Source organism: Streptomyces sp. NPDC059832 (assembly GCF_042731715.1).
Taxonomy (GTDB): domain Bacteria; phylum Actinomycetota; class Actinomycetes; order Streptomycetales; family Streptomycetaceae; genus Streptomyces.
The window spans coordinates 327,581-353,407 of the sequence record NZ_JBHWIY010000007.1 but is presented as its reverse complement, the minus strand read 5'-3'; the positions used below and the strand labels follow the sequence as shown (position 1 = coordinate 353,407).

Annotated in this window: 24 protein-coding genes; 16 read left to right on the top strand and 8 right to left on the bottom strand. The window is 71.9% G+C overall.

Annotated elements, in window-relative coordinates; translation table 11 throughout:
* Positions 1-49 precede the first annotated feature (49 nt).
* The 8 genes from ACFV8T_RS15850 (at position 50) to ACFV8T_RS15815 (ending at position 7,173) form a co-directional block, all read left to right on the top strand.
* The gene (locus ACFV8T_RS15850; RefSeq protein WP_385327849.1) at positions 50-796 is read left to right on the top strand and encodes a hypothetical protein; all 747 of its coding nucleotides are present in this window, start codon (positions 50-52) and stop codon (positions 794-796) included.
* A 199-nt stretch (positions 797-995) separates the two neighbouring features.
* Positions 996-1,916, top strand: coding sequence for an NADP-dependent oxidoreductase (locus ACFV8T_RS15845; RefSeq protein ID WP_385327847.1), 921 nt, complete (start codon positions 996-998; stop codon positions 1,914-1,916).
* Positions 1,913-2,683: a GNAT family N-acetyltransferase gene (locus tag ACFV8T_RS15840; protein WP_385327846.1), complete on the top strand. Its 771-nt coding sequence runs from the start codon at positions 1,913-1,915 to the stop codon at positions 2,681-2,683. Before ACFV8T_RS15845 ends, ACFV8T_RS15840 begins: the two co-directional genes overlap by 4 nt.
* A gap of 176 nt (positions 2,684-2,859) precedes the next feature.
* Complete coding sequence (locus ACFV8T_RS15835; RefSeq protein ID WP_385327844.1) at positions 2,860-4,074, top strand: PP2C family protein-serine/threonine phosphatase; 1,215 nt, start codon at positions 2,860-2,862, stop codon at positions 4,072-4,074.
* A gap of 88 nt (positions 4,075-4,162) precedes the next feature.
* Positions 4,163-4,834, top strand: coding sequence for a TetR family transcriptional regulator (locus ACFV8T_RS15830; RefSeq protein WP_385327842.1), 672 nt, complete (start codon positions 4,163-4,165; stop codon positions 4,832-4,834).
* On the top strand, positions 4,831-5,604 hold the full coding sequence (locus ACFV8T_RS15825; RefSeq protein ID WP_385327840.1) for an SDR family NAD(P)-dependent oxidoreductase: 774 nt from the start codon (positions 4,831-4,833) through the stop codon (positions 5,602-5,604). Before ACFV8T_RS15830 ends, ACFV8T_RS15825 begins: the two co-directional genes overlap by 4 nt.
* Positions 5,605-5,660: 56 nt before the next feature.
* Positions 5,661-6,701 (top strand): NAD(P)-dependent alcohol dehydrogenase, encoded by a 1,041-nt coding sequence (locus ACFV8T_RS15820; RefSeq protein ID WP_385327838.1) that lies wholly within the window; start codon positions 5,661-5,663, stop codon positions 6,699-6,701.
* A gap of 148 nt (positions 6,702-6,849) precedes the next feature.
* A complete protein-coding gene (locus tag ACFV8T_RS15815; protein ID WP_385327837.1) occupies positions 6,850-7,173 on the top strand; it encodes a DUF6191 domain-containing protein in 324 nt (107 codons plus the stop codon).
* 89 nt (positions 7,174-7,262) lie between these two features.
* Here the strand turns inward: ACFV8T_RS15815 and ACFV8T_RS15810 are convergent, their stop codons facing one another.
* Together ACFV8T_RS15810 and ACFV8T_RS15805 are read right to left on the bottom strand one after the other, a co-directional pair.
* A complete protein-coding gene (locus ACFV8T_RS15810; protein WP_385327836.1) occupies positions 7,263-7,865 on the bottom strand; it encodes a phosphatase PAP2 family protein in 603 nt (200 codons plus the stop codon).
* Positions 7,865-8,533: a DedA family protein gene (locus ACFV8T_RS15805; protein WP_385327834.1), complete on the bottom strand. Its 669-nt coding sequence runs from the start codon at positions 8,531-8,533 to the stop codon at positions 7,865-7,867. The genes ACFV8T_RS15810 and ACFV8T_RS15805 overlap by 1 nt, the downstream gene beginning before the upstream one ends.
* Before the next feature lie 255 nt (positions 8,534-8,788).
* On the opposite strand from ACFV8T_RS15805, the gene ACFV8T_RS15800 reads away from it, so the two are divergent.
* Both ACFV8T_RS15800 and ACFV8T_RS15795 read left to right on the top strand, forming a co-directional pair.
* Positions 8,789-9,121 (top strand): BlaI/MecI/CopY family transcriptional regulator, encoded by a 333-nt coding sequence (locus ACFV8T_RS15800; protein WP_385327900.1) that lies wholly within the window; start codon positions 8,789-8,791, stop codon positions 9,119-9,121.
* Positions 9,118-10,062, top strand: coding sequence for a M48 family metalloprotease (locus ACFV8T_RS15795; RefSeq protein WP_385327832.1), 945 nt, complete (start codon positions 9,118-9,120; stop codon positions 10,060-10,062). Before ACFV8T_RS15800 ends, ACFV8T_RS15795 begins: the two co-directional genes overlap by 4 nt.
* Before the next feature lie 39 nt (positions 10,063-10,101).
* Here the strand turns inward: ACFV8T_RS15795 and ACFV8T_RS15790 are convergent, their stop codons facing one another.
* Positions 10,102-10,674 (bottom strand): NUDIX domain-containing protein, encoded by a 573-nt coding sequence (locus tag ACFV8T_RS15790; protein ID WP_385327831.1) that lies wholly within the window; start codon positions 10,672-10,674, stop codon positions 10,102-10,104.
* Between the two features lie 313 nt (positions 10,675-10,987).
* Between ACFV8T_RS15790 and ACFV8T_RS15785 the strand changes: the two genes are divergently transcribed.
* Positions 10,988-14,416, top strand: a complete 3,429-nt coding sequence (locus ACFV8T_RS15785; RefSeq protein WP_385327829.1) for a phosphodiester glycosidase family protein — start codon at positions 10,988-10,990, stop codon at positions 14,414-14,416.
* A gap of 83 nt (positions 14,417-14,499) precedes the next feature.
* Here the strand turns inward: ACFV8T_RS15785 and ACFV8T_RS15780 are convergent, their stop codons facing one another.
* From ACFV8T_RS15780 to ACFV8T_RS15760, 5 genes are all read right to left on the bottom strand, one after another.
* On the bottom strand, positions 14,500-14,910 hold the full coding sequence (locus ACFV8T_RS15780; protein WP_385327827.1) for a PTS-dependent dihydroxyacetone kinase phosphotransferase subunit DhaM: 411 nt from the start codon (positions 14,908-14,910) through the stop codon (positions 14,500-14,502).
* Positions 14,907-15,521, bottom strand: a complete 615-nt coding sequence (gene dhaL / locus ACFV8T_RS15775; protein ID WP_385327825.1) for a dihydroxyacetone kinase subunit DhaL — start codon at positions 15,519-15,521, stop codon at positions 14,907-14,909. The genes ACFV8T_RS15780 and dhaL overlap by 4 nt, the downstream gene beginning before the upstream one ends.
* 46 nt (positions 15,522-15,567) lie before the next feature.
* Positions 15,568-16,560 carry a dihydroxyacetone kinase subunit DhaK gene (dhaK, locus tag ACFV8T_RS15770; RefSeq protein ID WP_385327824.1) on the bottom strand — a complete coding sequence of 331 codons (993 nt, stop codon included), beginning with the start codon at positions 16,558-16,560 and terminating at the stop codon, positions 15,568-15,570.
* Positions 16,561-16,722: 162 nt separating this feature from the next.
* Positions 16,723-17,259, bottom strand: coding sequence for a hypothetical protein (locus tag ACFV8T_RS15765; RefSeq protein ID WP_385327899.1), 537 nt, complete (start codon positions 17,257-17,259; stop codon positions 16,723-16,725).
* Positions 17,260-17,407: 148 nt separating this feature from the next.
* Positions 17,408-18,337 (bottom strand): LLM class F420-dependent oxidoreductase, encoded by a 930-nt coding sequence (locus tag ACFV8T_RS15760; RefSeq protein WP_385327822.1) that lies wholly within the window; start codon positions 18,335-18,337, stop codon positions 17,408-17,410.
* Positions 18,338-18,571: 234 nt separating this feature from the next.
* On the opposite strand from ACFV8T_RS15760, the gene ACFV8T_RS15755 reads away from it, so the two are divergent.
* From ACFV8T_RS15755 to ACFV8T_RS15735, 5 genes are all read left to right on the top strand, one after another.
* Positions 18,572-20,794 (top strand): NADP-dependent isocitrate dehydrogenase, encoded by a 2,223-nt coding sequence (locus ACFV8T_RS15755; protein ID WP_385327821.1) that lies wholly within the window; start codon positions 18,572-18,574, stop codon positions 20,792-20,794.
* A 234-nt stretch (positions 20,795-21,028) separates the two neighbouring features.
* On the top strand, positions 21,029-21,766 hold the full coding sequence (locus tag ACFV8T_RS15750; RefSeq protein WP_385327819.1) for an SDR family oxidoreductase: 738 nt from the start codon (positions 21,029-21,031) through the stop codon (positions 21,764-21,766).
* 456 nt (positions 21,767-22,222) lie between these two features.
* Entirely contained in the window at positions 22,223-23,953 is a 1,731-nt protein-coding gene (gene ctaD, locus ACFV8T_RS15745; protein WP_385327817.1) for a cytochrome c oxidase subunit I, read from the top strand.
* 29 nt (positions 23,954-23,982) lie between these two features.
* The gene (locus tag ACFV8T_RS15740) at positions 23,983-24,324 is read left to right on the top strand and encodes a hypothetical protein (protein ID WP_385327815.1); all 342 of its coding nucleotides are present in this window, start codon (positions 23,983-23,985) and stop codon (positions 24,322-24,324) included.
* Between the two features lie 131 nt (positions 24,325-24,455).
* The gene (locus ACFV8T_RS15735; RefSeq protein WP_385327813.1) at positions 24,456-25,817 is read left to right on the top strand and encodes an NAD(P)/FAD-dependent oxidoreductase; all 1,362 of its coding nucleotides are present in this window, start codon (positions 24,456-24,458) and stop codon (positions 25,815-25,817) included.
* The last annotated feature ends 10 nt before the right edge of the window (positions 25,818-25,827 follow it).

The following is a 25,827-nucleotide window of genomic DNA, read 5'->3' as shown; positions in this document are numbered from 1 at the left end:
GCGTGGGCCATCATGTGGTGGTCGGATGGCGTGGCCGAGGGGGGCACAGGTGATCTCCGAGCCGGAGATGGTGGGCGAGTTCGGTGCGGTCGGGGCGGGCGAGGTGGTGGGCGACTTCGACCGGAAGCCCACGGGAGGTCCCCGCACGCGCCGCCCGTGGTTGTGGGCGCTGGGCGGAGCCGTCGTGGCTTCGGCCGTGTGGGCAGGCGCGGTGTACCTGCATCCCTTCGGCGACCGGAAGCCGGACATGCACGGATACCGGCTGGAAGAGGACCCGTGCCCGACCGTGCGGCTGAGGGCGATAGGCGCGGCGATAGCGCCGAAGGACGAGACGCCCAGGCTCAAGCCGGAGCTCCTGAACGACCCGGCCCTGGACCGGGCGGAGTGCTTCATCTCCCTTCGGTCACCGGCCGCGAAGAAGCCGCTCGGGAACCGCTGGTACACCGACTACTCCGTCGGGATCACGGTGGCACTGCACAAGAGGTCCGACCCCGCAGCCGAATTCGAGGCGATGCGCGGGGTGACCGATGCCGGTGTCGACGCCGATGTGAAGGTGGAGAAGGTCCCGAACCTCGGCGACAGCGCGTACGTGCTGACGCAGGACGACGGCACTGCGGAACTGCGGGTGCTGGAGGGCGGCGCGGTCCTCTCGCTGAGTCTCGTCGCCTACGCGCAGTACAACAGTGACGGGGGCGAAGTCCCGTCCGACGAGGGGCCGGACACCTCGGACCTGTCCCCGTACCAGTCCGCGATGATCAGCGACATGCGTGACCTGATGAGGAGCCTCAAGCGCTGACCCCGGCCCCCGGTACCGGTACCGGGGGCCGGTCCGGCGAGTCCCGTGGACCCGGTCGCGGGCGGCCTGCGCCGAATCATTGCGGCCCGGTGAACACTCCGCCGAGAGGGAATACGTGCCCGGACGAGTGCCTTCCTGCTGCTGTGGTGATCGGTGACCGGCCCGGCCGCCGGTGCCGTGAACAGGAGAGAGGAAGCTCATGCCCAAGGCGTACGTGTTCACCCGCAACGGCGGACCGGAGGTGGAGGCCCTCATCGAGCAGGACGTGCCGGTGCCGGGCCCAGGTGAGCTGCTCGTCGCCGTCCGGGCGGCCGGGGTCAACCCGGTCGACTGGAAGCTGCGCACGGGGTACATCAGGCCCGGCAGCGCGTCGCAGCCCTTTCCCGCCGTCCTCGGCAGCGAGGCCGCCGGGGTCGTCGCGGGGATCGGCCCGGACGTCGAAGGGTTCGCGATCGGGGACGAGGTCTTCGGCAACCCCGTGACCGGCGGGTACGCCGAGTACACGCTGCTGCCCGTCGCCGTGACCGCCCACAAGCCGGCCGGGCTGTCGTTCACCGACGCGGCGGTACTGCCGGTCGCGGCCGCCACCGCGTACGACGGTATCCGTCAGCTGGGCCTCGCCCCCGGCTCGACCCTGCTCGTCACCGGGGCCGGGGGCGGTGTGGGAACCGCGGCCGTACAGCTCGCCCGGCACGGCGGCGTCCATGTCATCGGCGCCGCGAGCGCGGCCAAGAAGGACTTCGTCGAGTCGCTCGGCGCGGTGCACGTCGAATCCGGCCCCGGACTCGCCGAGCGGGTGCGGGCAGCGGCCCCCGACGGCGTGGACGCGGTCTTCGACCTGGTCGGCGGCGACACCCTCAGGGCCGCGGCCGCACTGCTCACGGACCCGGCCGCACTGATCAGCGCCGGGGGCAAGCCGCTGGCCGTGGAGCTCGGCGGGGCGGCCGTCGAGCGGGCCCGCACCGCGGCGGTCCTCGACGGGGTGGCGAACCTCGTCGTCACCGGCGCCCTGCGCACCCATGTGAACCGGGCCTTCCCGCTCGCCGGGGCGGGGGACGCGCTGCGCGCCGTGGAGAACGGACACACGCTCGGCAAGATCGTGATCGAGGTGGTCGCGTGAGCACGCCCCGTGCCGCTGCCGGCACCGTGCACCCGCTGGACAACCCGGTCCGCTCCGCACTGACCGGCCCGCACGCCCACTTCGCCGAGCGCCGCGGCCGAATCCTGCGCTACCAGGCGGACGTGGCCCCGTGGGTCGCGATCCCGGACGCCCCGGAGGCCGAGGACTGGGACGACGCGGCGGCGCTGGCCGGACCCGGCGGCGCCGTCACCATCACCGCCTTCCGCGAGCCGCCGCCGGACGACTGGGAGATCGTCTTCCGGGCCGAGGGCGTCCAGCTCGTCGACGCCGGGGTCGCGACGGCGCCCTGCCCCGAGGCCGTACGGCTCGGCCCCGCCGATGTGCCCGACATGCTCGCCCTGGTCGAGCGCACCCGGCCGGGCCCGTTCCTGCCCCGCACCGTCGAGCTCGGCACCTACCTCGGGGTACGGCGCGAGGGGGTGCTCGTCGCCATGGCCGGCGAACGGCTGCACCTGCCGGGCTGGTCCGAGATCAGCGCCGTCTGCACCGACGAGTCCGTACGCGGTCAGGGGCTCGGCACCGGACTCGTGCGCGCCGTGGCCCACGAGATCGGGCAGCGCGGCGAAACCTCGTTCCTGCACGCCGCCGCCTCCAACACCAACGCCGTCCGGCTCTACGAATCCCTGGGATTCGTGCTCCGCCGCCGGACGTCCTTCCTCTCGGCGCTCGTCCCGCAACCGCTGCCGACACGTCTGCCCGCTCCCGTCGGCGGTGAGCGCGAGACCCGCACGGCAGCCGTGGGCTGATCCGCGATTCGGGACCTTCGGCCCACCGGCGGAGGGCCGAAAGTCATTGCCGCCTCCCGTCTCGGGACCTTCGGCGCGGCCCGAGAGGCCGTAAGCCTCGTGTGCCACCCCCCGGAGCCGGGTGAACTGGGACGGAACGCCGGCGCCGGGTCGGCAGATCCCGGGAGGAGCCGGCCGTGACGATCGGGCTTCAGCGCCTGCTTGCCACACGTGGAGAGACGCTCCCGGGGGCGGACGCGGGGGAGGCGGCCGTCCACGCGCCACGGGTCGGGAACCCCGCGCTGTTCGGCTGTCTGGCCCTGCTGACGGCCCTGGTCGTCCTGCTGGACATCCGGACCGGTGAGGACCTGCGCCTCGTACCGCTGCTGGTGGTCGTGCCCGCACTCGTGTCGGTCTTCGGAACGATCCGGCAGACCGTGGGCGTCTCCACCCTGATCATGATCGTCGTCGTCGGCTCGCACCTGGTGTCCGGCGGCACGTTCTGGGACGTCACCACCGGCGTGATCGTCACCGTGCTGGCCTGCTGCCTGGGCATCGGCGCCTGCGCGCTGCGGATCCGCCACGCCACGCAGATCGCCCGGCTGCGCTCCGCCGCCGTCGCGCTCCAGCGCCAGATCCTGCGCCCGTTGCCCATCCTGACCGACCAGGTCCTCGCCCACGGCATCTATACGCCGATCGAGGAGGACCGCCTCGTCGGCGGCGACATCTACGAGGTCGTCCAGTCGCCCTACGGAACCCGAGTGATCATCGGGGATGTCCAGGGCAAGGGCCTCGCCGCGATCGGGGCGGGCTTCGCCGTGCTCGGAGCGTTCCGGGAAGCCGCCATTCGCGAGCCCGCCCTGACGGGTGTGGTCGATGCCCTGGAGGACGCGGTCGCCCGGCACAACGTGTTCTCCGCCCAGACCGGGGAGACCGAACGCTTCGTCACCGCGCTGGTGCTCGGCTTCGACGGGAGCGACCGGGTCCAGGCCGTCAACTGCGGTCATCTGCCGCCCCGGCTGCTGCACGACGGCGTGGCCGGTGCCGTTCCGCTGCGCCGCACCTCCGTCCCGCTGGGCATCGCGGAACTCAGCCGCGAGGCGAGGGCCGCCGAGTGGCTGGACTTCCCGCCGGGTGCCACGCTGCTGCTCTGCACGGACGGGGTCACCGAGGCGCGCGACGCGTCCGGCGCCTTCTATCCGCTGGATGCCCGGCTGGGCCGCTGGGCGGAACGGGCGCCGTACGAGGTGCTGGAGGCGCTCGACGCGGACCTCGCGGCCTTCTCCGGAGGCGTGCGGCGCGACGACATCGCCGCGCTCGCCCTGCACCGGACAGCGGCCGGCAGCGTCGACCGGCCCAGGGCCGCCGACCACGGCGCCCGCCGGGCGGCCGCGGTGTTCAGCGGCCGGTAGCGAGGCACGGAAGGCACCTCTCGCGCCGATGGAATGTCCCGACGAGACTCATGTCGCGTCGGGACATTTTTAGGTGTACGGTGCACTTATGAATCCGGAACGGAAGACCCCGGAGCGGCGGAGCCGCAAGGCCCGCAGGACCCGGGACACACTGGCGCAGGCCGCGTTCGAGCTCGTACTCGACCGGGGCCTGAAGAATGTGACGGTCGAGGAGATCGCGGAACGCGCGGACGTCGACCGGCGCACCTTCAGCCGGTACTTCACGAGCAAGGAAGCCGCGGTCCTGGACTCGCTCCGGGGCGACGGCGACCGGATCAACGACGCCCTTCGGGCCCGCCCCGCCGACGAGCCCCCGCTCACCGCCTACCGCAGGGCCGTCCACGACTGGCTCGAAGACCCCGGCACGCAGGCCTGGCACCGGCGCGAGCGGATCTTCGACCTGCTGGTCCTCGCCGAACAGGAGCCGACTCTCTACGCGGCCTTCCACCACATCCGGGTGGACGCCCAGGAGGACTCGGTCGCCATCGTCGCGGACCGGCTCGGGGTCGACCCGCGACGGGACATCCGCCCCGCCGTCACGGTCGCCGCGGGCGCCGGGGCACTCCTCGCGGCCCAGGCCGCCTGGGCGCGCGCCGGGCAACCGGACGACCTGCCCCGACTCATCGGGCAGGCCTTCGACGCCCTCGCCGGGGAACTGCTCGCGCAGCCTCCCGCCGGGCAGGCGCCGCACAGCACCACGGAAGGAAGCACAGACTCATGAGCACCACCCCCACCTCCGCCGACCAGGAGTTCGCGGGCAGGACCGCCCTCATCACCGGCGGAGCCTCCGGCATCGGACTGGCCCTCGCCCACCGACTGGCCGCGGGCGGTGCGTCCGTCGTCGTCGCCGACTACGACGAGGCCAGTGCCCGCAAGGCGGTCGCCGAACTGGAGAGCGCCGGCGCCAAGGCCGCCGCCGTGGCCATGGACGTGACCGACCCCGCCTCCGTCGAAGCGGGTGTGCGCTTCGCCGTCGACACCTTCGGCGCCCTGCACCTCGCCGTCAACAACGCGGGAATCGGCGGCCCCAGCAGCCCCACCGGCGAGTACGGGATCGAGGACTGGAACCGGGTCGTCGCCACCAACCTCAGCGGTGTCTTCTACTCGATGCGCTACGAGCTTCCGGCCATCGTCGAGGCGGGCGGCGGCGCCGTCGTCAACATGTCGTCGATCCTCGGCACCAACGGCTTCGCCGGATCACCCGCCTACGTGGCCGCCAAGCACGGCGTCGTCGGCCTCACCAAGACGGCGGCCCTCGAGTACGCGGCCCGGAACGTCCGGGTCAACGCCGTCGGCCCCGGCTTCATCGACACGCCGCTGCTGCGCAACACCGACAGCGTGGCCCGCGAACACCTGATCTCGCTGCACCCGGCCGGCCGCCTCGGCAAGGCGGAGGAAGTCGCCGAACTCACCGCCTTCCTGCTCTCCGACCGCGCCTCCTTCATCCACGGCAGCTACCACCTGGTGGACGGCGGCTACTCCGCCTCCTGAGCGGCGAACGGGGGAACGGGGGCGAGCAATGGAACAAAGAACGTGAGGAGAATTCCATGAAGGCCGTTCAGTACCGCACCGTGGGCGCAGCACCCGAGGTCGTCACCGTGCCCGACCCGGAGCCCGGCCCCGGCCAGGTGATGCTGAAGGTCACCGCCGCGGGTGTCTGCCACTCCGACATCGCCGTGATGAGCCGGCCCGCGGAGCAGATCCCGTTCCCGCTGCCGCTCACCCTCGGCCATGAGGGCGTGGGCACCGTCGCCGCCCTCGGCGACGGAGTGAGCGGGCTCTCGGTCGGCGATTCCGTCGCGGTCTACGGCCCCTGGGGCTGCGGCACGTGCGTCAAGTGCGCCGAGGGCAAGGAGAACTACTGCCTGCGCGCCAAGGAGCTCGGCATCACGCCGCCCGGACTCGGCTCGCCCGGCGCCATGGCCGAGTACATGATCGTCGACGACCCGCGCCACCTGGTGCCGCTGGGCGGCCTCGACCCGGTCCAGGCCGTGCCGCTCACCGACGCGGGCCTGACCCCGTACCACGCGATCAAGCGGTCGCTGCCCAAGCTGGTACCGGGCGCCACCGCCGTGGTCATCGGCACCGGCGGTCTGGGCCATGTCGCGATCCAGCTGCTGCGCGCCATGACGGCCGTCCGGGTCATCGCCCTCGATGTCGCCGAGGACAAGCTAGCCCTCGCCCGCGCCGTCGGCGCCCACGAGACCGTCCTGTCCGACAAGGACGCCGCGGCGAAGGTCCGGGAACTCACCGGCGGGATCGGCGCGCAGGTCGTCCTCGACTTCGTCGGAGCGCCGCCCACCGTCGCCACCGCCGGGGCCGCGGCCGCCGTCGACTCCGACGTCACGATCGTCGGTCTCGGCGGGGGTGCCCTGCCGGTGGGCTTCGGCTCCCTGCCTTACAACACGACGGTGACCTCCCCGTACTGGGGATCGCGCTCCGAGCTCGCCGAGGTGCTCGACCTGGCCCGTGCCGGAGCGGTCGAGGTCCATGTGGAGACGTACGCCCTGGACGAGGCGCCGCTGGCGTACGAGCGGCTGCACCACGGCAAGATCAACGGCCGCGCGGTCATCCTTCCCAACGGCTGACCGGATCCTCGACGCCCGATCGGCTCCCAACGGCTGACCGGCCGGGTGCTCCTTCTCACGGCCCCGCGGGCCGTCGCACGGTGCGACGGCCCGCATCGTCATACCCGCGACCGATGCGCACCGTGCCGCCCGAGGAGAGACTGGGCGGATGGAATTCGTCGCGCTGATGACATTGCCCGGACTGGTGATCGGGCTGACCGTGGTCGCCTTTCTCGATCAGCTGATGCTGCGCGCGGGGCGGGCCGGTCTGCTGCCCTGGCGCAACAGCGCGCGGCAGGGGCAGGTGTCGGCGACGGGGTTCGAGCAGCTGCACGCGAGCTTCTCGCCCGGCAAGCAGAGCGAGCTCAAGGAGCGCCAGAGCGCCCTGCTGATGCGAGACGACGAGGAGGACGGCGCGCCGCCCCACCGCTCCACCGTCGACCTCGACGGCGGCCGGGCCGTCATCCGCCTGCCCGGCAGCGCCACCCGGTAGGGCATCGTCCCTCGTGCGCCGCTCGCGGCCTCGCGGCGAGGCCGCGAGCGGCGGGCCCGGTCATGGGCCCGGCCGCCCGAGCCCTCGGGTCACCGCGTCGCGACCAGGGGGCGCAGCGGGGTGTCGCGCAGCCGGAGCACCGCCGGGGCGCAGCGCCGTGCCGCGAGCGTCAGCAGCCAGGCGACGAGCGTGCCGGTCACCAGCCCGATCAGCACATCGTGCGGGTAGTGCACACCGATCCACACCCGGGACGCGGCCATCAGCACGGCGGCGGGCACCGCGATGGCGCCGAGCCGGCGGTCGGTCAGCCAGATCGCCGTCGCCGCGGCCGCCGCGATGGCGGCGTGGTTGCTGGGGAAGGACCAGTCGCCGAGTGCCGGGCACGCCTCCACCGTCACGACATGGAGGGTCTGGCACGGCCGCTGCTCGTGGAAGACCGATTTCACCAGGTCGTTGGCGAGATACGCGGCCACCACGACGAGCGGGGTGCAGAGCGCCATCGCGGTGCGAGCGGGATCGGTGGAGCGGGAGCGCCACCAGGAAGCGAGCATCAACAGGGCGAACAGGGCGAGCCCGTAGTCCGACCAGATACGGATGACGGAATCCAGGGCGGTGGGGGAGCGCTGGGCCAGCTCGGTGATCCAGGTGTACAGGCCACCGTCGATCGAGGTGGCGGTGGAGGCGAGTGGCATCAGCTGTTCTCCCCTTCGGTGGTGCGCCGGCCCCGGGAGCGGAGCAGTTCGGCGGCGAGCGGGACGAGGGAGACCACGACCACGAGGGCGACGATCGGCAGCAGATAGCGGTCGACGTTCGGCACCGAGGACCCCAGTGCGTAGCCCGCCAGGACCAGCCCGACGGTCCAGACCACCCCGCCGACGGCCTGCCACAGGGTGAACAGCCGGGCCGGGACGTTGAGCGCCCCGGCCAGCGGGTTGAGCACCGTGCGCACGACGGGTACGAAGCGGGCCAGCACGATCGCCCGCGCGTGGCCGTATCTGCCGAGGAGCTCCTCGGCGCGGGCGGCGCCCTCGTGCAGCCGTTTGGCGCGGCTGCGGGCGAGCAGGGCCCGGCCGCCCCGTCGGCCGATCCAGTAGCCCACCTGGGCGCCCAGCAGCGCACCGGCCACGGCGGCGATCAGGACCTGCGGCAACGACAGCTGCACCGGACCGTGGGCGCCGGACACGCAGAGAAGGCCCGCCGTGAACAGCAGGGAATCGCCGGGCAGGAAGAAGCCGACGAGCAGTCCCGTCTCGGCGAAGAGCACGACGGCGATGCCGAGCGCACCGAACGCTCCGAGCAGTGACCCCGCGTCCAGCAGGTTCACCGCCTGTGGCGCGGACGCCAGTGAGAATACGGACACGGTGGAGGGTCTCCCATAATGGTGAGCGGGCGGACCGACGGAACGCCCGGACTGACTACAGTGATGTAGACGGTCTACATCACTGTAGACGCCCGAAGGGGGAGGAGAGTTCCCATGTCCCAGGTGAAGGGGATATCGAGCGGAGAACCCCGCCCCCGCCCGCACGGCGAACCGGCTTCCGGACCGGCGCCGGAAGTCGCCCCGCAGCATCCGTCACAGCCTCCCGCCGCATCGGAACGCCGACCCGCCGGCGAGCTGGAGTCCACGATCCTGGCGGCGCTGTGGGCAGCCGGAGCCCCGCTCACCCCCGGTCAGGTCCAGGGTGCGATCGGTGCGGAACTCGCCCGCACCACCGTCGCGACGATCCTGTCGCGCCTGTACGAGAAGGGCACGGTCGCCCGGACCAGGGCCGGTCGTGGATTCGCCTACACCCCCACCGAGGACGCGCCCGGCCTGACCGCCCGCCGGATGCACAGCGAGCTGCGGAAGCAGGAGGACCGCAGCACCGTCCTGGCCCGGTTCGTCTCACAGCTCACCGACGAGGACGAGCAGCTGCTCCGGGACCTGCTCGACGGAGAAGCCCCATGATCTACGCCGTGTGGGTTCCGCTGCTGATGCCGTTCCTGGCGGTGCCCGCGGCCCGCCGTCTGGCGGACGCGCTGTCGCCGGTGCGTGCCGTACGGCTGCTCGCCGCGACGGGGATCGGCCTCGCCCTGTGCAGCGTCCTCGCCCTGGTCCTGCTCGTGGTGCCCGGCGCGACCCGGTTCTCCGCGGTCTCCGCCGTGGGTGAACTCGTCAGACCGCTCTCCGACTCCGCCCCGGCCGTCACCGTGTCCCTGGCCGTCGCCGCACTGGCTCTCCTCGTGGGCTGCGCCGCCGCCGTCGCCCGCGCCGCCCGCCGCCACTGGGCCGAGTTGTGCCGGGCCGGACGGTTCGACGGGCGCGCCGCCGGTGAGCTGGCCGTCCTGCGCGACAGCCGCCCCGACGCCTACGCCCTGCCGGGCCGCCCCGGGACTCCCGGCCGGATCGTCGTCACCACGGGAATGCTGCGCGCACTCGACCCCGCCGAACGCGATGCCCTGCTGGCACACGAACGCGCCCATCTCGTGGGCCGACACCATCTCTTCATCGCCGCAGCCGAAGCCGCCGCGCTCTGCCACCCCGCGCTGCGTTCCCTGCGTGCCCCCATGGGCTACGCCCTGGAGCGCTGCGCCGACGAGGCGGCTGCCTCCGCCGTCGGCGACCGACGGATCGCCGCCCGCGCCATCGGCCGGGCCGCCCTCGCCGCCCGCGCCGCCGAAGGCGCTCCGCAGCCCCGCCCACGGGTGGCGCTGGCCGCCGCGGCCGGGCCCGTACCGCGCCGCGTCGCCGCGCTGCTCGGCCGCAATACGGCACGGCCCCGCGTCGGCCGTGCCGCGGCGGCGGCGCTGCTGGCCTGCCTGGTCGTCTCCGGGGCCGCCGCGCTCGACGCGACGAGCGACCTGCACAGCAGCATCGAGGCGGCGCAGGGCGAGAGCGCGCACCACTGACCCGTCCGCCCCCGTCCGTCCGGTCGTGGAACGGTCCGGTCAGCAGCCGCCCTGATCGGGCGTCCCCCGCCCGTCCGCCAGATGCTCCCGCAGCCGGTCGAGGAAGACCCGCTGTCCCGTGACGAGCCGCTCTGCCGCGTCCCGGGGCGTGCACCAGGCGAACCGGTCGACCTCCGGGAACTCCCGCAGCACACCCGACCCCCTCGGCCACTCCATGGTGAACGTCCCGGGGACCGCCGTCGCGGCATCGAGATCCGCCTCCAGCGCCCACACCGTCACCGTCTTGCCGCCGGACTGACGTGCCTCACCCAGCGCCACCCACTCACCGTCCGGCGCCGGATGTCCGAACTCCTCCGCGAACTCCCGGCGGGCGGCGGCCTCGGGTGCCTCCTCGGGGCCGTACTCCCCCTTGGGGATCGACCAGGCCGCGCTCTCGCGGCCCGCCCAGAACGGGCCGCCCATGTGCCCGATGAGCACCTCGAACCCGGCGTCGTCGTCCACGGCCGTGACGTCCACGGCCGTATCGTCCATGGTCGCTTCGTCCACGGCCCCGTTCGGCCGCCGGAACAGGAGAAGGCCCGCACTGCGCCTGACGCGCTTCTGGGTCGGCATGCCGTCCAGTCTGCGTCCCGGCCGGGCCACACCGCCGTGGACGACACCCCTTTCCCGGTGATCACTGCCGTCATCGAGCCGACGCGTCCTGTTCGCCGCGAGGTTCCCGATGCCCCCTGGTGCGCGGTTGCGCGCGCGGCCATGCTGTCCGCCGACAGCGCCTTTGCCCGGAACGGGCCGCGCAACCATCGGGATTCCAGGAGGACTTGTGGGCCTTGGCATAGTCGGCAGGACAACCGGACCGCGCGGGAGGGCGGCGCGAGGACACGGGACGGTCGCGCGCCCGCTCGTGCTGCTCGTGACGGTGTCCGCCATGACCATCGGCGCGATCTCTCCCGCACTCGCCGGTTCGAACCCCGACCCACGTCCCCGCACCCCCGCCGAGATCCTCAGACCGGTCGCTCCGCCACCCGCGAGCAACGCGGCGGGGGCGCTCCGATCGGTCGCGGACGGCGACGGCATCGAGACCGCGCGTACGTCCCGCCCGGTCGCCCCGGGGGTCCGCCTCAGTTCGTACGACCGGCTCGAGTCCGACAAGTGGCTGCGGGTCGACAACCTCTCCGTCGACCTCACCGGCAGCGGCGTACGCGCCGACTACCTCTCCTCCGGCAAGGTCTCCGAGCGGCACACCGTCTCCGAACTGGCCGCCGGACACGACGCGGGCCGCGGCCGTCGCACCGTCGCCGCGATCAACGCCGATTTCTTCGACATCAACCAGACCGGCGCACCCGAGGGGATCGGCATCAGGGACGGGGTCACCGTCCAGTCGCCCGCCCCCGGGATCAACCGGGCCGTCGGCATCGGTCCCGACAGCGCGGGCCGCATCCTGAACCTGTACTTCGAGGGGACACTCACCCTGCCCGCCGGGCAGCGGCCGCTCGCCGCGTACAACGCCGCCAATGTGCCGGCCGGCGGAGTCGGCGCGTACACCTCGGCCTGGGGAACCGCCGACCGTGCCCTGACCGTTGACAACGCGACCCCGGTCGCCGAAGCGGTCGTACGGGAGGGCAAGGTCGTCTCCGTCTCGCACGCACCCGGATCGGGGGCCGTCCCCGACGGCACCACCGTCCTGGTCGGCCGCGAAGCCGGAGCCGGCGCACTCGACGCCCTGGAGCCCGGCGACCCGGTGTCCCTGACCTACCGGGCACGCACCGACGGCGGGGCCGTGCCGCGCACCGCCGTCGGCGGCCGGGAACTCCTCGTCGTCGACGGAGTCGCGCAGAACCACGACGGCGAGGGCAACAACACCGCCGCGCCCCGTACCGCCGTCGGCTTCTCCAAGGACGGCCGGACCATGCAGATCCTCACCGTCGACGGGCGGCAGGCCGACAGCGGCGGCGTCACCCTCACCGAACTCGCCCTGATGATGCGGCGCGCCGGCTCGTACAGCGCACTCAACCTGGACGGCGGCGGATCGTCGACCCTCGTCGCCCGCGCACCCGGCAGCGATGCGCTCCAGGTGGAGAACAGCCCCTCCGACGGCAGCGAACGCACCGTCCCCAACGGCCTCGCCCTCACCGCCCCCGACGGCAGCGGACGACTGAAGGGCTACTGGGTCCAGCCCCGGACCCCCGCCGGCTCCGCCCCGGGCGTCGACCCCGTCAAGGGCGGCCACCCCGACCGGGTCTTCCCCGGCCTCACCCGGCGCCTCACCGCGACCGGGTACGACGAGACGTACGGCCCCGCGCAGGGGACCCCGCGCTGGCACACCGCACGCGGCTCCGTCGGCACGGTCGACGGCAACGGGCTCTTCACCGCACGCCGCAGCGGCACCACCGACGTACGGGCCGAGCGCGGGCCGGCGCACGGCAGCACCTCCCTGACCGTCCTCGACGAGCTGGCCCGGATCCAGCCCACCACCCAGCGGGTGGGTCTCGCCGACGCCGGGGCCACCGGCACCTTCGGCATCGTCGGGCTCGACGCCCGCGGCACCAGCGCCCCCGTCGAGCCGCGCGACATCGCGCTTGAGTACGACCGCGCCCTCTTCGACATCCATGACGACGGACAGGGCTCCTTCACCGTCGCCTCGCGCACCGGCTCCGGCGCCGGACAGATCAAGGCGACCGTCGCGGGCACCACCACCGTCCTCGCCGTCAGCGTCGGCCTCACCGAACAGGCCGTCTCCTCCTTCGACGACGCCGGGTCCTGGAAGTTCAGCCAGGCCCGCGCGGACGGATCACTGGAGGCCACACCCGAAGGCCACACCGGCACCGGACTGAAGCTCGGCTACGACTTCACCCTGTCCACCGCGACCCGTGCCGCCTACGCCGCCCCGCCCCAGCCGGTCACCGTGCCCGGCCAGCCCCAGTCGTTCAAGCTGTGGATCAAGGGCGACGGCCGGGGCGCCTGGCCGACCCTGCACCTCAAGGACGCGGCGGGCTCCGACCAACTGCTGCGCGGACCGTACGTCACCTGGAACGGCTGGCGACAGGTCACCTTCGCCGTGCCGCCGGGAGCCGCCATGCCGCTCTCCGTCTCCCGCTTCTACCTCGCGGAGACCGGGGCGAACAAGCAGTACACGGGCGAGATCGTGATCGACGACCTCACCGCCCAGGTGCCACCCACCGTCGACCTGCCCGAACAAGCCGCTCCCGCCGACCCCCTGATCGACCCGGCGGCCGTGACCGGGCGCAGGGACTGGCAGTTCGCGGTGATGTCCGACGCCCAGTTCGTCGCCCGTGACCCGGACAGCGCGATCGTCGCCCAGGCGCGGCGCACCCTGCGCGAGATCAAGGCGGCGGCCCCGGACTTCCTGGTCGTCAACGGGGACCTCGTCGACGAGGGATCGCCGGCGGACCTCGCCCTCGCCCGCCGCATCCTCACCGAGGAACTCGGCGACTCGCTGCCCTGGTACTACGTGCCGGGCAACCACGAGGTGATGGGCGGCAGGATCGACAACTTCGTCACCGAATTCGGGCCCGCCCAGCGGACGTTCGACCACAAGGGCACCCGCTTCGTCACGCTCGACACATCCAGCCTCAGCCTGCGCGGCGGGGGCTTCGCCCAGATCGAGCAGCTCCGTGCCCAGCTGGACGCGGCGGCGAAGGACCGTGACGTCGATTCGTTCATGGTGATCGAGCACGTGCCGCCGCGCGATCCGACCGTGCAGAAGGGCAGCCAGCTCGGGGACCGCAAGGAGGCGGCCCTGGTCGAACAGTGGCTCGCCGACTTCCGCCGTACGACGGGCAAGGGCGCGGCCTTCATCGGCAGCCACGTGGGGGTCTTCCACGCCTCGCACGTCGACGGCGTGCCCTACCTCATCAACGGGAACTCCGGCAAGGCACCGGCCGGACCCGCGGACGACGGCGGTTTCACCGGCTGGTCGCTGGTCGGCGCCGACCGCGTCAGCCACGGAGCACAGGCCGCCGCGCGGCAACGGCCGTGGCAGGGCGGGCCGGACTGGGTCTCCGTACAGACCCGCGCGCACGTGGACGCGCTGAGGATCGACGCGCCCGCGGTGCTCGGCACCGGAAGCCGTACGAAGGTCAGCGCGACCGTCACCCAGGGGACCCGGAGCGTCCCGGTCGGCTTCCCGCTGGCCGCGGACTGGACCGGCTCCCCGAACGTCCACATCGGCGACCGGAGCGGCACCCGTCACCGCCACACGGCGGTACTCGACCCGTCGACCGGCACCCTCACCGCGCTGCGGCCGGGGACGATCACGCTCGCCGTGACGGTCAACGGCACGACACAGAAGGCGCAGATCAGGATCGCGGCAGCCGGGTCCGCGCCGGCGGCCTGAGGACCGAAGGCCGGCCCGCCCCGCCCCCGCCTGACAGGAGGCCGCCCCGCACCACGACACGGTGCGGGGCGGCCCCGCAGACCCTAGAGCTTGCGGTACTCGTACGCCTCCGACGCCGCAGCCGCCACCGCCGCGATGTCGCCGCCCGCCGACGCCGTGACCACGGCCGCCACGGCGCCCTCCACGAACGGCGCGTCCACCAGGCGGGAGCCGTCCGGCAGCTCGTCGCCCTCGGCCAGCATCGACTTGACCGTGAGCACCGCACTTCCCAGATCGACCAGCAGCGCGACGCCCGCGCCGCAGTCCACCGACCTGGCGGCCTCGGCGATCAGCTCCGCACTCGTCCCGAGACCACCCGCCGGGGTGCCCCCGGCAGCGGCCACCGGAGCCGTGGCGCCACCCGCGGCAAGGCCCTTGGCCAGCTCGGCGACCGACTCGGCCACCGGGCCGCTGTGCGAGACCAGCACGATCCCGACCTGCTTCCCGTCACTCATGCGTCGCTCCCGTCCGCCGCCCCGGTATCGGCCAGTGCGGTGATCAGCAGGGCCGAGGACGTCGCCCCGGGATCCTGATGACCGATGCTGCGCTCACCCAGGTAGCTCGCCCTGCCCTTGCGGGCCTGCATCGGCACCGTCGCCAGCGCCCCCGCCTCGGCCGCGTCCCGGGCCGCCGCGAACGACGTGCCGAGCGCCTCGGCGGCCGGCAGCAGCGCATCGAGCATCGTCTTGTCCCCGGCCTGCGCCCCACCGAGCTGCGCCACGGCCGCGACGCCCACCCCGAGCGCCTCCGCCAACTGCTGCGGTGTCACGGCGGGGGCGTCGCCCAGGGCCTTTCCCGTACGTCGCAGCAGCGTCCCGTACAACGGGCCCGAAGCACCGCCGACCGTCGAGATCAACTGCCTGCCGGCCAGCATCAGTACGGCCCCCGGGGTCTGCGGCGGCTCCTTGTCCAGGACCGAGGTCACCGCGGCGAAGCCGCGCTGCATATTGCTGCCGTGATCGGCGTCCCCGATCGCGGAATCGAGGTCGGTGAGGCGGTCCGCCTCACGGCTCACCAGAGCCGCGGCCGCGGCCATCCAACGGTGGAAGAAGTCGGCGTCGAGCACATGATCTCCTTGTCGCTCCAGCAGGGCGGGGTGCGGTACCGGCGGATCATCGGCCCCAGCGCAGCGCAGGCGTCTCCACCGGCGCGTCCCAGAGCCGCAGCAGCTCCTCGTCCACCTGGCAGAGCGTCACCGAACAGCCCGCCATGTCGAGCGAGGTCACATAGTTCCCCACGAGCGTACGAGCTGCCACGACGCCCCGCTCGGACAGCACCCGCTGGACCTCGGCATTGAACCCGTACAGCTCCAGCAGTGGCGTCGCGCCCATCCCGTTGACCAGCACGATCACCGGTCCGGTCGGCCGCAGGTCGTCCAGCACCGCGTCCACCGCGAAGTCCGCGATCTCCCGCGAGGTCATCATCGGCCGCCGCTCCCGCCCCGGCTCGCCGTGGATGCCGATGCCGAGCTCCAGCTCACCCGGCGGCAGATCGAACGTGGGCGAGCCCTTGGCCGGCGTGGTGACGGCGCCGAGCGCCACCCCGAAACTCCGCGACGACTCGTTCACCTGCCGGGCGACGGCCGCCACCCGCTCCAGCGGCGCACCCTCGTCGGCCGCCGCCCCGGCGATCTTCTCGACGAACAGAGTGGCGCCCGTACCCCGGCGTCCCGCGGTGAAGAGACTGTCGGTCACCGCCACGTCGTCATTGACCAGTACCTGGGTGACCTGCACGCCCTCGTCCTCGGCGAGCTCCGCGGCCATCTCGAAGTTCAGCACGTCACCCGTGTAGTTCTTGACGACGAACAGCACCCCTGCCCCGCTGTCGACCGCGGCGGCGGCCCGCACCATCTGATCCGGCACGGGCGAGGTGAACACCTCTCCGGGACAGGCCGCGGACAGCATCCCGGGCCCGACGAACCCCGCATGCAACGGCTCGTGCCCGGAACCGCCGCCGGAGACCAGCGCCACCTTCCCGGCCACGGGGGCGTCGCGTCGTACGACGACACGGTTCTCGACATCCACGGTCAGTTCGGGGTGGGCGGCGGCCATACCGCGCAGTGCGTCCGCGACAACGGTTTCGGGGACGTTGATCAGCATCCTCAACGGTATCTCCTAGCGAGGTGGGAAGGCCCGGCACCGAGCAGGGTGCACACGGGCCGGGCTGGATTCGCCTGGTCGCTGTCGACTCTACTGATGGGGCATCACGTTGTGCCGGAGGAGGCTGAACGGATGTGCGGCCGGGCAGCGCCGGGACCGGGGGAGGCTCTACCGTTCATCGATCTCGACGAGCGGCGCGTGCTGGTACCAGGTGCAGAAGACCGAGATCTCGCGGTCGTCCCGGGTGAAGGTCACCCGGATCCACTGCGGGGTCTTCCACACCTGCATCTGCCAGCCCGATTCGGGGGTCGCCGAGACCAGGTCCGCCGAGGACCGCTTGATGCCGAAGACGACGCGGCCCCCGTCGACGGTGTAGCGCTTCACGTTCACGGCCCCGCCCGACGGCTTGCCGCTCGGGCTCGGCAGGGGAGTCGGCGCGGAGCTCCGCGGGGCGCCGGCCGACGGCCTGCGGACCGTGTCGTCCTTGCCGCCCCCGTTGCCGCCGGGCGCGGACTTGCTCGGCTCGGGGGACTTCTCGGGGCGGTACGTGGAGTAGGGCTGCGGCTTCGCTGCTTCGTCCGCGGCGCGTGCCGCGTCCGCGATCGGCAGGGCGCGGGGCGGGTCGTACGCGGTCCCCGACAGCACCGTATGGACGCCCCACCAGGACAGCGTGACCGCAGCCCCCGTGGAGAGCGCCCAAGCCATGCCGTGCATCAGTCATAGTGCACCATGTGCGCCCGCGGTATGCCTGGCGGTACGCCCGACCCGGCCCGCGGCCCGTCGCGGATGACGTAGGGCCTCCGCCGCCGCTCCGCGCGGCCCGTCGCCCCGTGCCCGTTCCGTCGCCGTGCTGTCAGACGCCCGCCGCCCGCGCCGCCCCGTACACCTCGGCCGCCACGTCGATCAGCTCCGAGGCGTCGCGTGTCGTGCCCTGGAGATCCAGCAGGATCTCCGGAACACCCGTCGCGGCGTGGGCCACCAGGTCCTCGACGATCTGGGCCACATCGCCGTGGAAGGGGGCGCGGTCCGCACCACGGACCGGTTCGGCGCTGTACCTGGCGTTGGCGCGGGCGCAGACGCCGACCGGACGCTCCCGGCCGCGCTCGGCCGCCAGGTCCTGGACCCGCTCCCACTGCTCGGTCAGCTGGGCGGCGCCCATGGCCACGGGCATCCAGCCGTCCGCCCGGTCGACCAGCCGGCGGGTGGCCCGGGGGCTGTTCGCCGGCAGATAGACCGGGATGGGGCGCACCGGCTTCGGGCCGACCTCGGACGGGGCGATGGTGGTCAGCTCGCCCTCGTACGAGACCGGATCCGGGCCCCAGACCGCCGCGCACACGTCCAGCAGCTCGTCCAGGACCGCACCGCGCTTCTCGAAGGGGGCGACCGAGGCGGCCGCGTACTCGTCCAGGGACCAGCCCGTGCCGATGCCCGCGATCACCCGGCCGCCGCTCGCGACATCGAGCGAGGCGAGCGCACGGGCCAGCTGGAACGGTACGTGCAGCGGAGCGACCAGGACGCTGGTGCCGAGCCTGGCCCGGCTCGTGGCCCCGGCGGCCAGCGCGAGAGTGATCAGGGGGTCGGCGACACTGCGGTACTGCTCGGGCCAGGGCAGCCCCGGAACGCCGTACAGCCCCTGCGTGGCGGGCTCGGGAAAGATGATCCGCTCGAAGACCCACAGGCTCTCGTAGCCGACCTCCTCCGCCGCGCGTGCCACGGCGGCCACATCGCGGCCGATGTCGTACTGCTTCATCTGCGGAAGACCGAGACCCAGCGAGACCGGCATGTGCGCACTCCTTCTGGCGGGCATTGGGGCAACCACCGTATGACACTTGTCTGTTGCCCGCCGAGCTTCCTGCCGGGGGTGGCGTCGGGTGCGGTCACGATCCGGGGCGGGCGTGCGCCGCGCGACCGGGGTGACACGCTTCGCCGTCGATGAGAGCAGGGCCCTGTCGAGGCCGGGGCGATCACGAGATATCTTGATGTCAAGCAATGTTGCAGACGTGGAGCGGAGCACAGGGTGACTGACTCGACCATCATCTATACACACACCGACGAGGCCCCGGCCCTGGCGACGTATTCGTTCTTGCCGGTTGTCCAGGCGTACGCCTCGACGGCCGGGGTCAATGTCGAGAGCCGTGACATCTCGCTGGCCGGACGCATCATCGCCGGCTTCCCCGAGCGTCTGGAGGAGGGCCAGCGCATCGACGACGCGCTCGCCGAGCTCGGTGAGCTGGCCAAGCGGCCCGAGGCCAACATCATCAAGCTGCCGAACATCTCGGCCTCGATCCCGCAGCTGAAGGCGGCCATCGCCGAGCTCCAGGCGCAGGGCTACGCGCTCCCGGACTACCCGGACGACCCGCAGACCGACGAGGACAAGGACGTCCGCGCGCGCTACGACAAGGTCAAGGGCAGCGCGGTGAACCCCGTGCTGCGCGAGGGCAACTCCGACCGCCGTGCCCCCGCCTCGGTCAAGAACTACGCCAAGGCGCACCCGCACCGCATGGGCAAGTGGTCCGCCGACTCGAAGACGAACGTCGCCACCATGGGCGTCGACGACTTCCGCTCCACCGAGAAGTCCACGGTCATCGCCGAGGCCGGTTCGCTGCGCATCGAGCTCGCCGGTGACGACGGCAGCACCACCGTGCTGCGCGAGTCGGTGCCGGTGCTCGCGGGCGAGGTCGTCGACGTGGCGGTCATGCGCGTCGCGGCGCTGCGCGAGTTCTTCACCGCGCAGGTCGCCCGCGCCAAGGCCGAGGGCGTGCTGTTCTCCGTCCACCTCAAGGCCACCATGATGAAGGTCTCCGACCCGATCATCTTCGGCCACGTGGTCCGCGCCTTCTTCCCGAACACCTTCGCCAAGTACGGCGAGGCGCTCGTCGCGGCCGGTCTGTCCCCGAACGACGGCCTCGGCGCCATCCTCAAGGGCCTGGACTCGGTGCCGCACGTGGGCGCCGAGATCAAGGCGTCCTTCGAGGCCGAGCTGGCCGAGGGCCCGGCGCTGGCCATGGTCGACTCGGACAAGGGCATCACCAACCTGCACGTCCCGAGCGATGTCATCGTCGACGCCTCCATGCCGGCCATGATCCGCACCTCCGGTCACATGTGGGGCCCGGACGGCGAGGAGGCCGACACCCTCGCGGTGCTGCCGGACAGCAGCTACGCGGGTGTCTACCAGGTCGTCATCGACGACTGCCGCGCCAACGGCGCCTTCGACCCGTCGACCATGGGCTCGGTGCCGAACGTCGGTCTGATGGCCCAGAAGGCCGAGGAGTACGGCAGCCACGACAAGACCTTCGAGATCCCGGCCACCGGTACGGTGCGGGTCCTCGACGGCAGCGGCGACGTCGTGCTGGAGCAGGCCGTGGGCGCCGGCGACATCTTCCGCATGTGCCAGGCCAAGGACCTGCCGATCCAGGACTGGGTCAAGCTCGCCGTCACCCGCGCCCGCGCCACCGGCGTCCCGGCCGTGTTCTGGCTCGACGAGGACCGCGCCCACGACGCGCAGCTGATCGCCAAGGTCAAGACGTACTTGGCCGACCACGACACCGACGGTCTGCAGATCGAGATCATGTCGCCGGTGAAGGCCACCGCGTTCTCGCTGGAGCGCATCCGCCGCGGCGAGGACACCATCTCGGTCACCGGCAACGTGCTGCGTGACTACCTGACCGACCTGTTCCCGATCCTGGAGCTGGGCACGAGCGCGAAGATGCTCTCCGTCGTCCCGCTCATGAACGGCGGCGGTCTGTTCGAGACGGGCGCCGGCGGCTCCGCGCCCAAGCACGTCCAGCAGCTCGTCAAGGAGAACTACCTGCGCTGGGACAGCCTGGGCGAGTTCTTCGCGCTCGCGGCCAGCTTCGAGCACCTGGCGGCCACCACGGGCAACGCGCGCGCCCAGATCCTCGCCGACACCCTCGACCGCGCGACCGGCACTTTCCTCAACGAGGACAAGTCGCCGAGCCGCAAGCTGGGTGGGATCGACAACCGCGGCAGCCACTTCTACCTGGCGCTCTACTGGGCCCAGGAGCTGGCGCAGCAGACCGGCGACGCACAGCTCGCGCAGGCGTTCGCCGCGCTCGCGAAGACGCTGGGCGAGCAGGAGCAGACCATCGTCGACGAGCTGATCGCGGTGCAGGGCTCGCCGGCCGACATCGGTGGCTACTACCAGCCCGACCCGGCCAAGGCCTCGGCCGTCATGCGTCCGTCGGAGACGTTCGTCCAGGCCATCGCCGCCATCGGCTGACGAGACGCCTGAGACGGTCTGACGAAACGCCTGCGGAGAAGGGGCGCGTCCGGTCGCCCCCATCCCTCCCGCCCCGGTCGGCACCCTGCCCGGCCGGGGCGGTCCCATGTCCCGGACCGGCACCGCGGCCAGGCCGCCGACTCGGAGACTTTCCGTGCAGCCGGAGCCACAGGGAACCGTTCCGGCGATAGGTTCGGACGCCCGGACCGACCGTGCTGTGGAGGAGGAGGGGCTGTGCTGACAGGCAGGAACGCCGTGGTCACCGGTGGATCACGGGGCATCGGTCGCGCGATCGTCGAGCGCCTGTGCCGCGACGGGGCACACGTGGTCTTCAACTACGCGACCAGCGACGACGCCGCGGCCGAGGTCGTCCGTACGGTGCGGGGCAACGGCGGCAGGGTGCGGGCCGTCCGACTGGATCTGGCGGACCCGGACGGCCCGGAGCGTCTGATGTCGGTTGCCGAGGAAGAGCTCGACGGGCTGGACATCCTGGTGAACAACGCCGCCCTCTGCCCCACCCCGTCCCTGATCACGGACACCGATCCGGCGGTCTTCGACAAGGTGATGGCGGTCAACACGAGAGCGGTCTTCACGACGATCCGCCACGCGGCGCTGCGGATGCGCGACGGCGGCCGCATCGTGAACATCTCCACGGCCAACACCGTGCGGCCGGGCCCCGGCATCTGCGCCTATGTGGCGAGCAAGGGCGCGGTCGAGCAGCTCACCGTCGTCGCCGCCCATGAACTCGGGGCCCGCGGGATCACGGTCAACACCGTCTCGCCCGGCGCCACCGACACCGAACTGCTGCGCGGCACCAACCAGCCGCAGGCACTGGAGGCAGTCACCGGCATGACCCCGCTGCGCCGACTGGGGGAACCCGCGGACGTGGCCGATGCGGTCGCCTTCCTCGTCGGCCACGACGGCCGATGGATCACGGGGCAGAACATCCGCGCGACCGGCGGACTGGCCTGAGCACCGCCGGGGGAGCCCGTCGCCGGTCCCCGGTCCGGGCGTTCACCGGATCGATCGCCAACGGCACCGGACCGTATAGGAGTTCGGCCGTCAGCTCCTCGGCCCACGGTGGACCGACGGCATGAAACGACCTGCGTCCGCCGCCGGTTGACCGGACGGAAGGCCCGCGTTCCGCGTTCCGCGCGCACGACCGTCACGGTGTCCGTCGCGCTGCCGTGGACCGCCACGGCACCGGCCCGCACCCGCAATCGACACGCCCCTGCCCATGGACGCCCTGACGGGTGAATGTCACGCGGCGGCGGGCGGCGGGCCACGCATAGCGGCCCCGCGGCTGATTTGCTGCACCTGGAATCTGGCGTGACGCGCGCGGGACCGGTCGGTCGGCCGTCCCGGTGGAAACGGCGCCCCTGCCGGGTGCTCGGTCCACCCGCGAACGACAATCGAAGGAGCGTCCCAGTGACGACGACGGGCACAACAGGGGCAGCCGACGAAGAGGAGGCGTACGCGAACGAGCTTCCGGTCCGTGCCAAGGAACCGGGAAACGTCGTCATCAAGTGGCTGACCACCACCGACCACAAGACGATCGGCACGCTCTACCTCGTCACCTCGTTCGCCTTCTTCCTCGTCGGCGGTGTGCTGGCCCTGATCATGCGCGCCGAGCTGGCGCGTCCGGGGATCCAGATCGTCTCGCCCGAGCAGTTCAACCAGGCGTTCACGATCCACGGCACGATCATGCTGCTGATGTTCGCGACGCCGCTGTTCGCCGGATTCACCAACTGGATCATGCCGCTGCAGATCGGCGCGCCCGACGTGGCGTTCCCGCGGCTGAACATGTTCGCGTACTGGCTGTACCTCTTCGGCTCGATCATCGTGGTCGGGGGCTTCCTCACCCCGAGCGGCGCGGCGGACTTCGGCTGGTTCGCCTACTCCCCGCTGACCGACGCGGTCCGCTCACCGGGCATCGGCAGCGACATGTGGATCATGGGTCTGGCCTTCTCCGGCTTCGGCACGATCCTCGGTTCGGTCAACTTCATCACCACGATCATCTGCATGCGCGCTCCCGGCATGACGATGTTCCGCATGCCGATCTTCGTCTGGAACGTCCTGCTGACCGCCGTGCTGGTCCTGCTGGCCTTCCCGGTCCTCGCGGCGGCCCTCCTGGTGCTGGAGGCGGACCGCAAGTTCGGCGCGCACGTCTTCGACCCGGCCAACGGAGGCGCACTGCTCTGGCAGCACCTCTTCTGGTTCTTCGGCCACCCGGAGGTGTACATCATCGCCCTGCCGTTCTTCGGCATCGTCAGCGAGGTCATCCCGGTCTTCAGCCGGAAACCGATCTTCGGCTACATCGGCCTGATCAGCGCGACGATCGCCATCGCGGGCCTCTCCGCGACCGTGTGGGCGCACCACATGTATGTCACGGGCGGTGTGCTGCTGCCGTTCTTCTCGTTCATGACCTTCCTCATCGCGGTACCGACCGGTGTGAAGTTCTTCAACTGGATCGGCACGATGTGGAAGGGGTCGCTGTCCTTCGAGACACCGATGCTCTGGTCGATCGGCTTCCTGGTGACCTTCCTCTTCGGCGGCCTGACCGGTGTCATCCTCGCGTCGCCCCCGATGGACTTCCACGTCTCGGACTCGTACTTCGTCGTCGCGCACTTCCACTACGTCGTCTTCGGCACCGTGGTCTTCGCGATGTTCTCCGGATTCCACTTCTGGTGGCCGAAGTTCACCGGCAAGATGCTGGACGAGCGGCTCGGCAAGATCACGTTCTGGACGCTCTTCGTGGGCTTCCACGGCACGTTCCTGGTGCAGCACTGGCTCGGTGCCGAGGGAATGCCGCGCCGCTACGCCGACTACCTCGCCGTCGACGGCTTCACCGCGCTGAACACGATCTCGACGATCTCCTCGTTCCTGCTCGGCCTGTCGATGCTGCCGTTCCTCTACAACGTGTGGAAGACCGCCAAGTACGGCAAGAACGTCGGGGTCGACGACCCGTGGGGCTACGGCCGCTCGCTGGAGTGGGCGACCTCCTGCCCGCCGCCGCGGCACAACTTCCACACCCTGCCGCGGATCCGTTCCGAATCCCCGGCCTTCGACCTGCACCACCCCACGGTCCGGGCGCTCGACGAAGCCCTCAACCGCCCGGAGACGGAGCTCCCCCGGGCCCCGGGGGACGAGCGGGCGTGACCACGACGGCCCGGGGAGAGGAGGAGCGAATGGACCCCGACAAGGACAGCGCCCGCGGCCTGGCACAGCTGCAGGGCTACCTGCTGTGGAGCGCCGAGATCGAGGAGGCCCGCCGCATGGCGGTCCGCTTCACCGACGAGCTGCCCTGGCTCACCGCGGCACAGCGCGAGGACGTCGAACGGGTCTACACCGCCGACCGTCTCGCCGCATCACGGGCGACGCTCGGCCGCATCTCCGCCCGCGCCACCGCGCTGCACGGCGAGTACGAGGCGCGCTACCGCGTGCTCAGGGCGCGCTGCGTGGCCACCGGAGTCGTGCTGGTCGGCGTGATCGGCGGCACCTGTACCGCACTGACCCTGCTGACCCGCTGACCGGGTGGCGTCGTCCTTCCGCCGCCCCCAGCAGGCGAACTCGCCCGAGGCTCGTGAAGATGGGACGACGGGCGCGTGCGACGGGGCAGGCGAACGGATGACCGGTACAGGCCCGAGAAGGGACGAACACTGTGGCACGACGCAGGATCCTCGTTGTCGGAGCCGGATTCGCCGGAGTGGAATGCGTACGCCGTCTGGAGCGCGGGCTCATCCCCGGCGAGGCGGAGATCGCGCTCGTCGCCCCGTTCTCGTACCAGCTCTACCTCCCTCTGCTGCCGCAGGTGGCGGCGGGCGTGCTCACTCCGCAGTCGGTCGCCGTCTCGCTGCGCCGCAGCCGCAAGCACCGCACCCGGATCATTCCGGGCGGGGCCATCGGTGTGGACCCCAAGGCGAAGATCTGCGTCATCCGCAAGATCACCGACGAGATCGTCTACGAGCCCTACGACTACATCGTGCTCAGTGCCGGGAGCATCACCCGTACCTTCGACATCCCCGGCCTGCTGGACAACGCACGGGGCATGAAGACACTGGCCGAGGCCGCCTACGTACGGGACCACGTGATCGCCCAGCTCGACCTCGCGGACGCCAGCCACGACGAGAACGAACGGGCCTCGCGCCTGCAGTTCGTGGTGGTCGGCGGTGGATACGCGGGCACCGAGACGGCAGCCTGTCTGCAGCGCCTCACCAGCAACGCGGTGAGGCACTACCCGAGGCTCGACCCGAAGCTGATCAAGTGGCATCTCATCGACATCGCCCCGAAGCTGATGCCCGAACTGGGGGACAAGCTGGGCCGCAGCGCCCTGGAGGTGCTGCGCGCCCGTGGCATCGACGTGTCGCTCGGCGTCTCGATCGCGGAGGCCGCTCCGGAGAAGGTGACCTTCACCGACGGCCGGGTGCTGCCCTGCCGAACCCTGATCTGGACAGCGGGCGTCACCGCGAGCCCGCTGGTCAACACGCTCGACGCGGAGACGGTACGCGGACGGCTGGCCGTCACCCCCGAGATGAGGCTGCCGGGCTTCGACGGCGTCTTCGCCCTCGGCGACTGCGCGGCCGTGCCGGACCTGAGCAAGGGCGACGGAGCAGTCTGCCCGCCCACCGCACAGCACGCCATGCGCCAGGGCCGCAGGCTCGCCGACAATCTCATCGCGACACTGCGGCACCAGCCGCTGAAGCCGTACGTCCACAAGGACCTCGGTCTCGTCGTGGACCTCGGCGGCAAGGACGCGGTCTCCAAGCCGCTCGGCGTCGAGATGCACGGAATCCCCGCACAGGCCGTCGCACGCGGGTACCACTGGTCGGCGCTGCGCACCAATGTCGCCAAGGCGCGGGTCATGACCAACTGGGTGCTCAACGCGGTCGCGGGCGACGACTTCGTACGCACCGGCTTCCTGTCCCGTCAGCCGGCGAAACTGCGCGACTTCGAGTACCCCGACTCCTACCTCACACCGGCGCAGGTCCGCGAGTACACCGCCGCGCTGCACACCGGCACCTGATCGCGCACCG

Coding starts and splice junctions, on each gene's coding strand:
- ACFV8T_RS15845 (WP_385327847.1), top strand. CDS start 996: ATGCCCAAGGCGTACGTGTTCACCCGCAACGGCGGACCGGAGGTGGAG.
- ACFV8T_RS15830 (WP_385327842.1), top strand. CDS start 4,163: ATGAATCCGGAACGGAAGACCCCGGAGCGGCGGAGCCGCAAGGCCCGC.
- ACFV8T_RS15825 (WP_385327840.1), top strand. CDS start 4,831: ATGAGCACCACCCCCACCTCCGCCGACCAGGAGTTCGCGGGCAGGACC.
- ACFV8T_RS15820 (WP_385327838.1), top strand. CDS start 5,661: ATGAAGGCCGTTCAGTACCGCACCGTGGGCGCAGCACCCGAGGTCGTC.
- ACFV8T_RS15815 (WP_385327837.1), top strand. CDS start 6,850: ATGGAATTCGTCGCGCTGATGACATTGCCCGGACTGGTGATCGGGCTG.
- ACFV8T_RS15810 (WP_385327836.1), bottom strand. CDS start 7,865: ATGCCACTCGCCTCCACCGCCACCTCGATCGACGGTGGCCTGTACACC.
- ACFV8T_RS15795 (WP_385327832.1), top strand. CDS start 9,118: ATGATCTACGCCGTGTGGGTTCCGCTGCTGATGCCGTTCCTGGCGGTG.
- ACFV8T_RS15790 (WP_385327831.1), bottom strand. CDS start 10,674: ATGCCGACCCAGAAGCGCGTCAGGCGCAGTGCGGGCCTTCTCCTGTTC.
- ACFV8T_RS15785 (WP_385327829.1), top strand. CDS start 10,988: ATGACCATCGGCGCGATCTCTCCCGCACTCGCCGGTTCGAACCCCGAC.
- ACFV8T_RS15780 (WP_385327827.1), bottom strand. CDS start 14,910: ATGAGTGACGGGAAGCAGGTCGGGATCGTGCTGGTCTCGCACAGCGGC.
- ACFV8T_RS15765 (WP_385327899.1), bottom strand. CDS start 17,259: ATGGCTTGGGCGCTCTCCACGGGGGCTGCGGTCACGCTGTCCTGGTGG.
- ACFV8T_RS15760 (WP_385327822.1), bottom strand. CDS start 18,337: ATGCCGGTCTCGCTGGGTCTCGGTCTTCCGCAGATGAAGCAGTACGAC.
- ACFV8T_RS15740 (WP_385327815.1), top strand. CDS start 23,983: ATGGACCCCGACAAGGACAGCGCCCGCGGCCTGGCACAGCTGCAGGGC.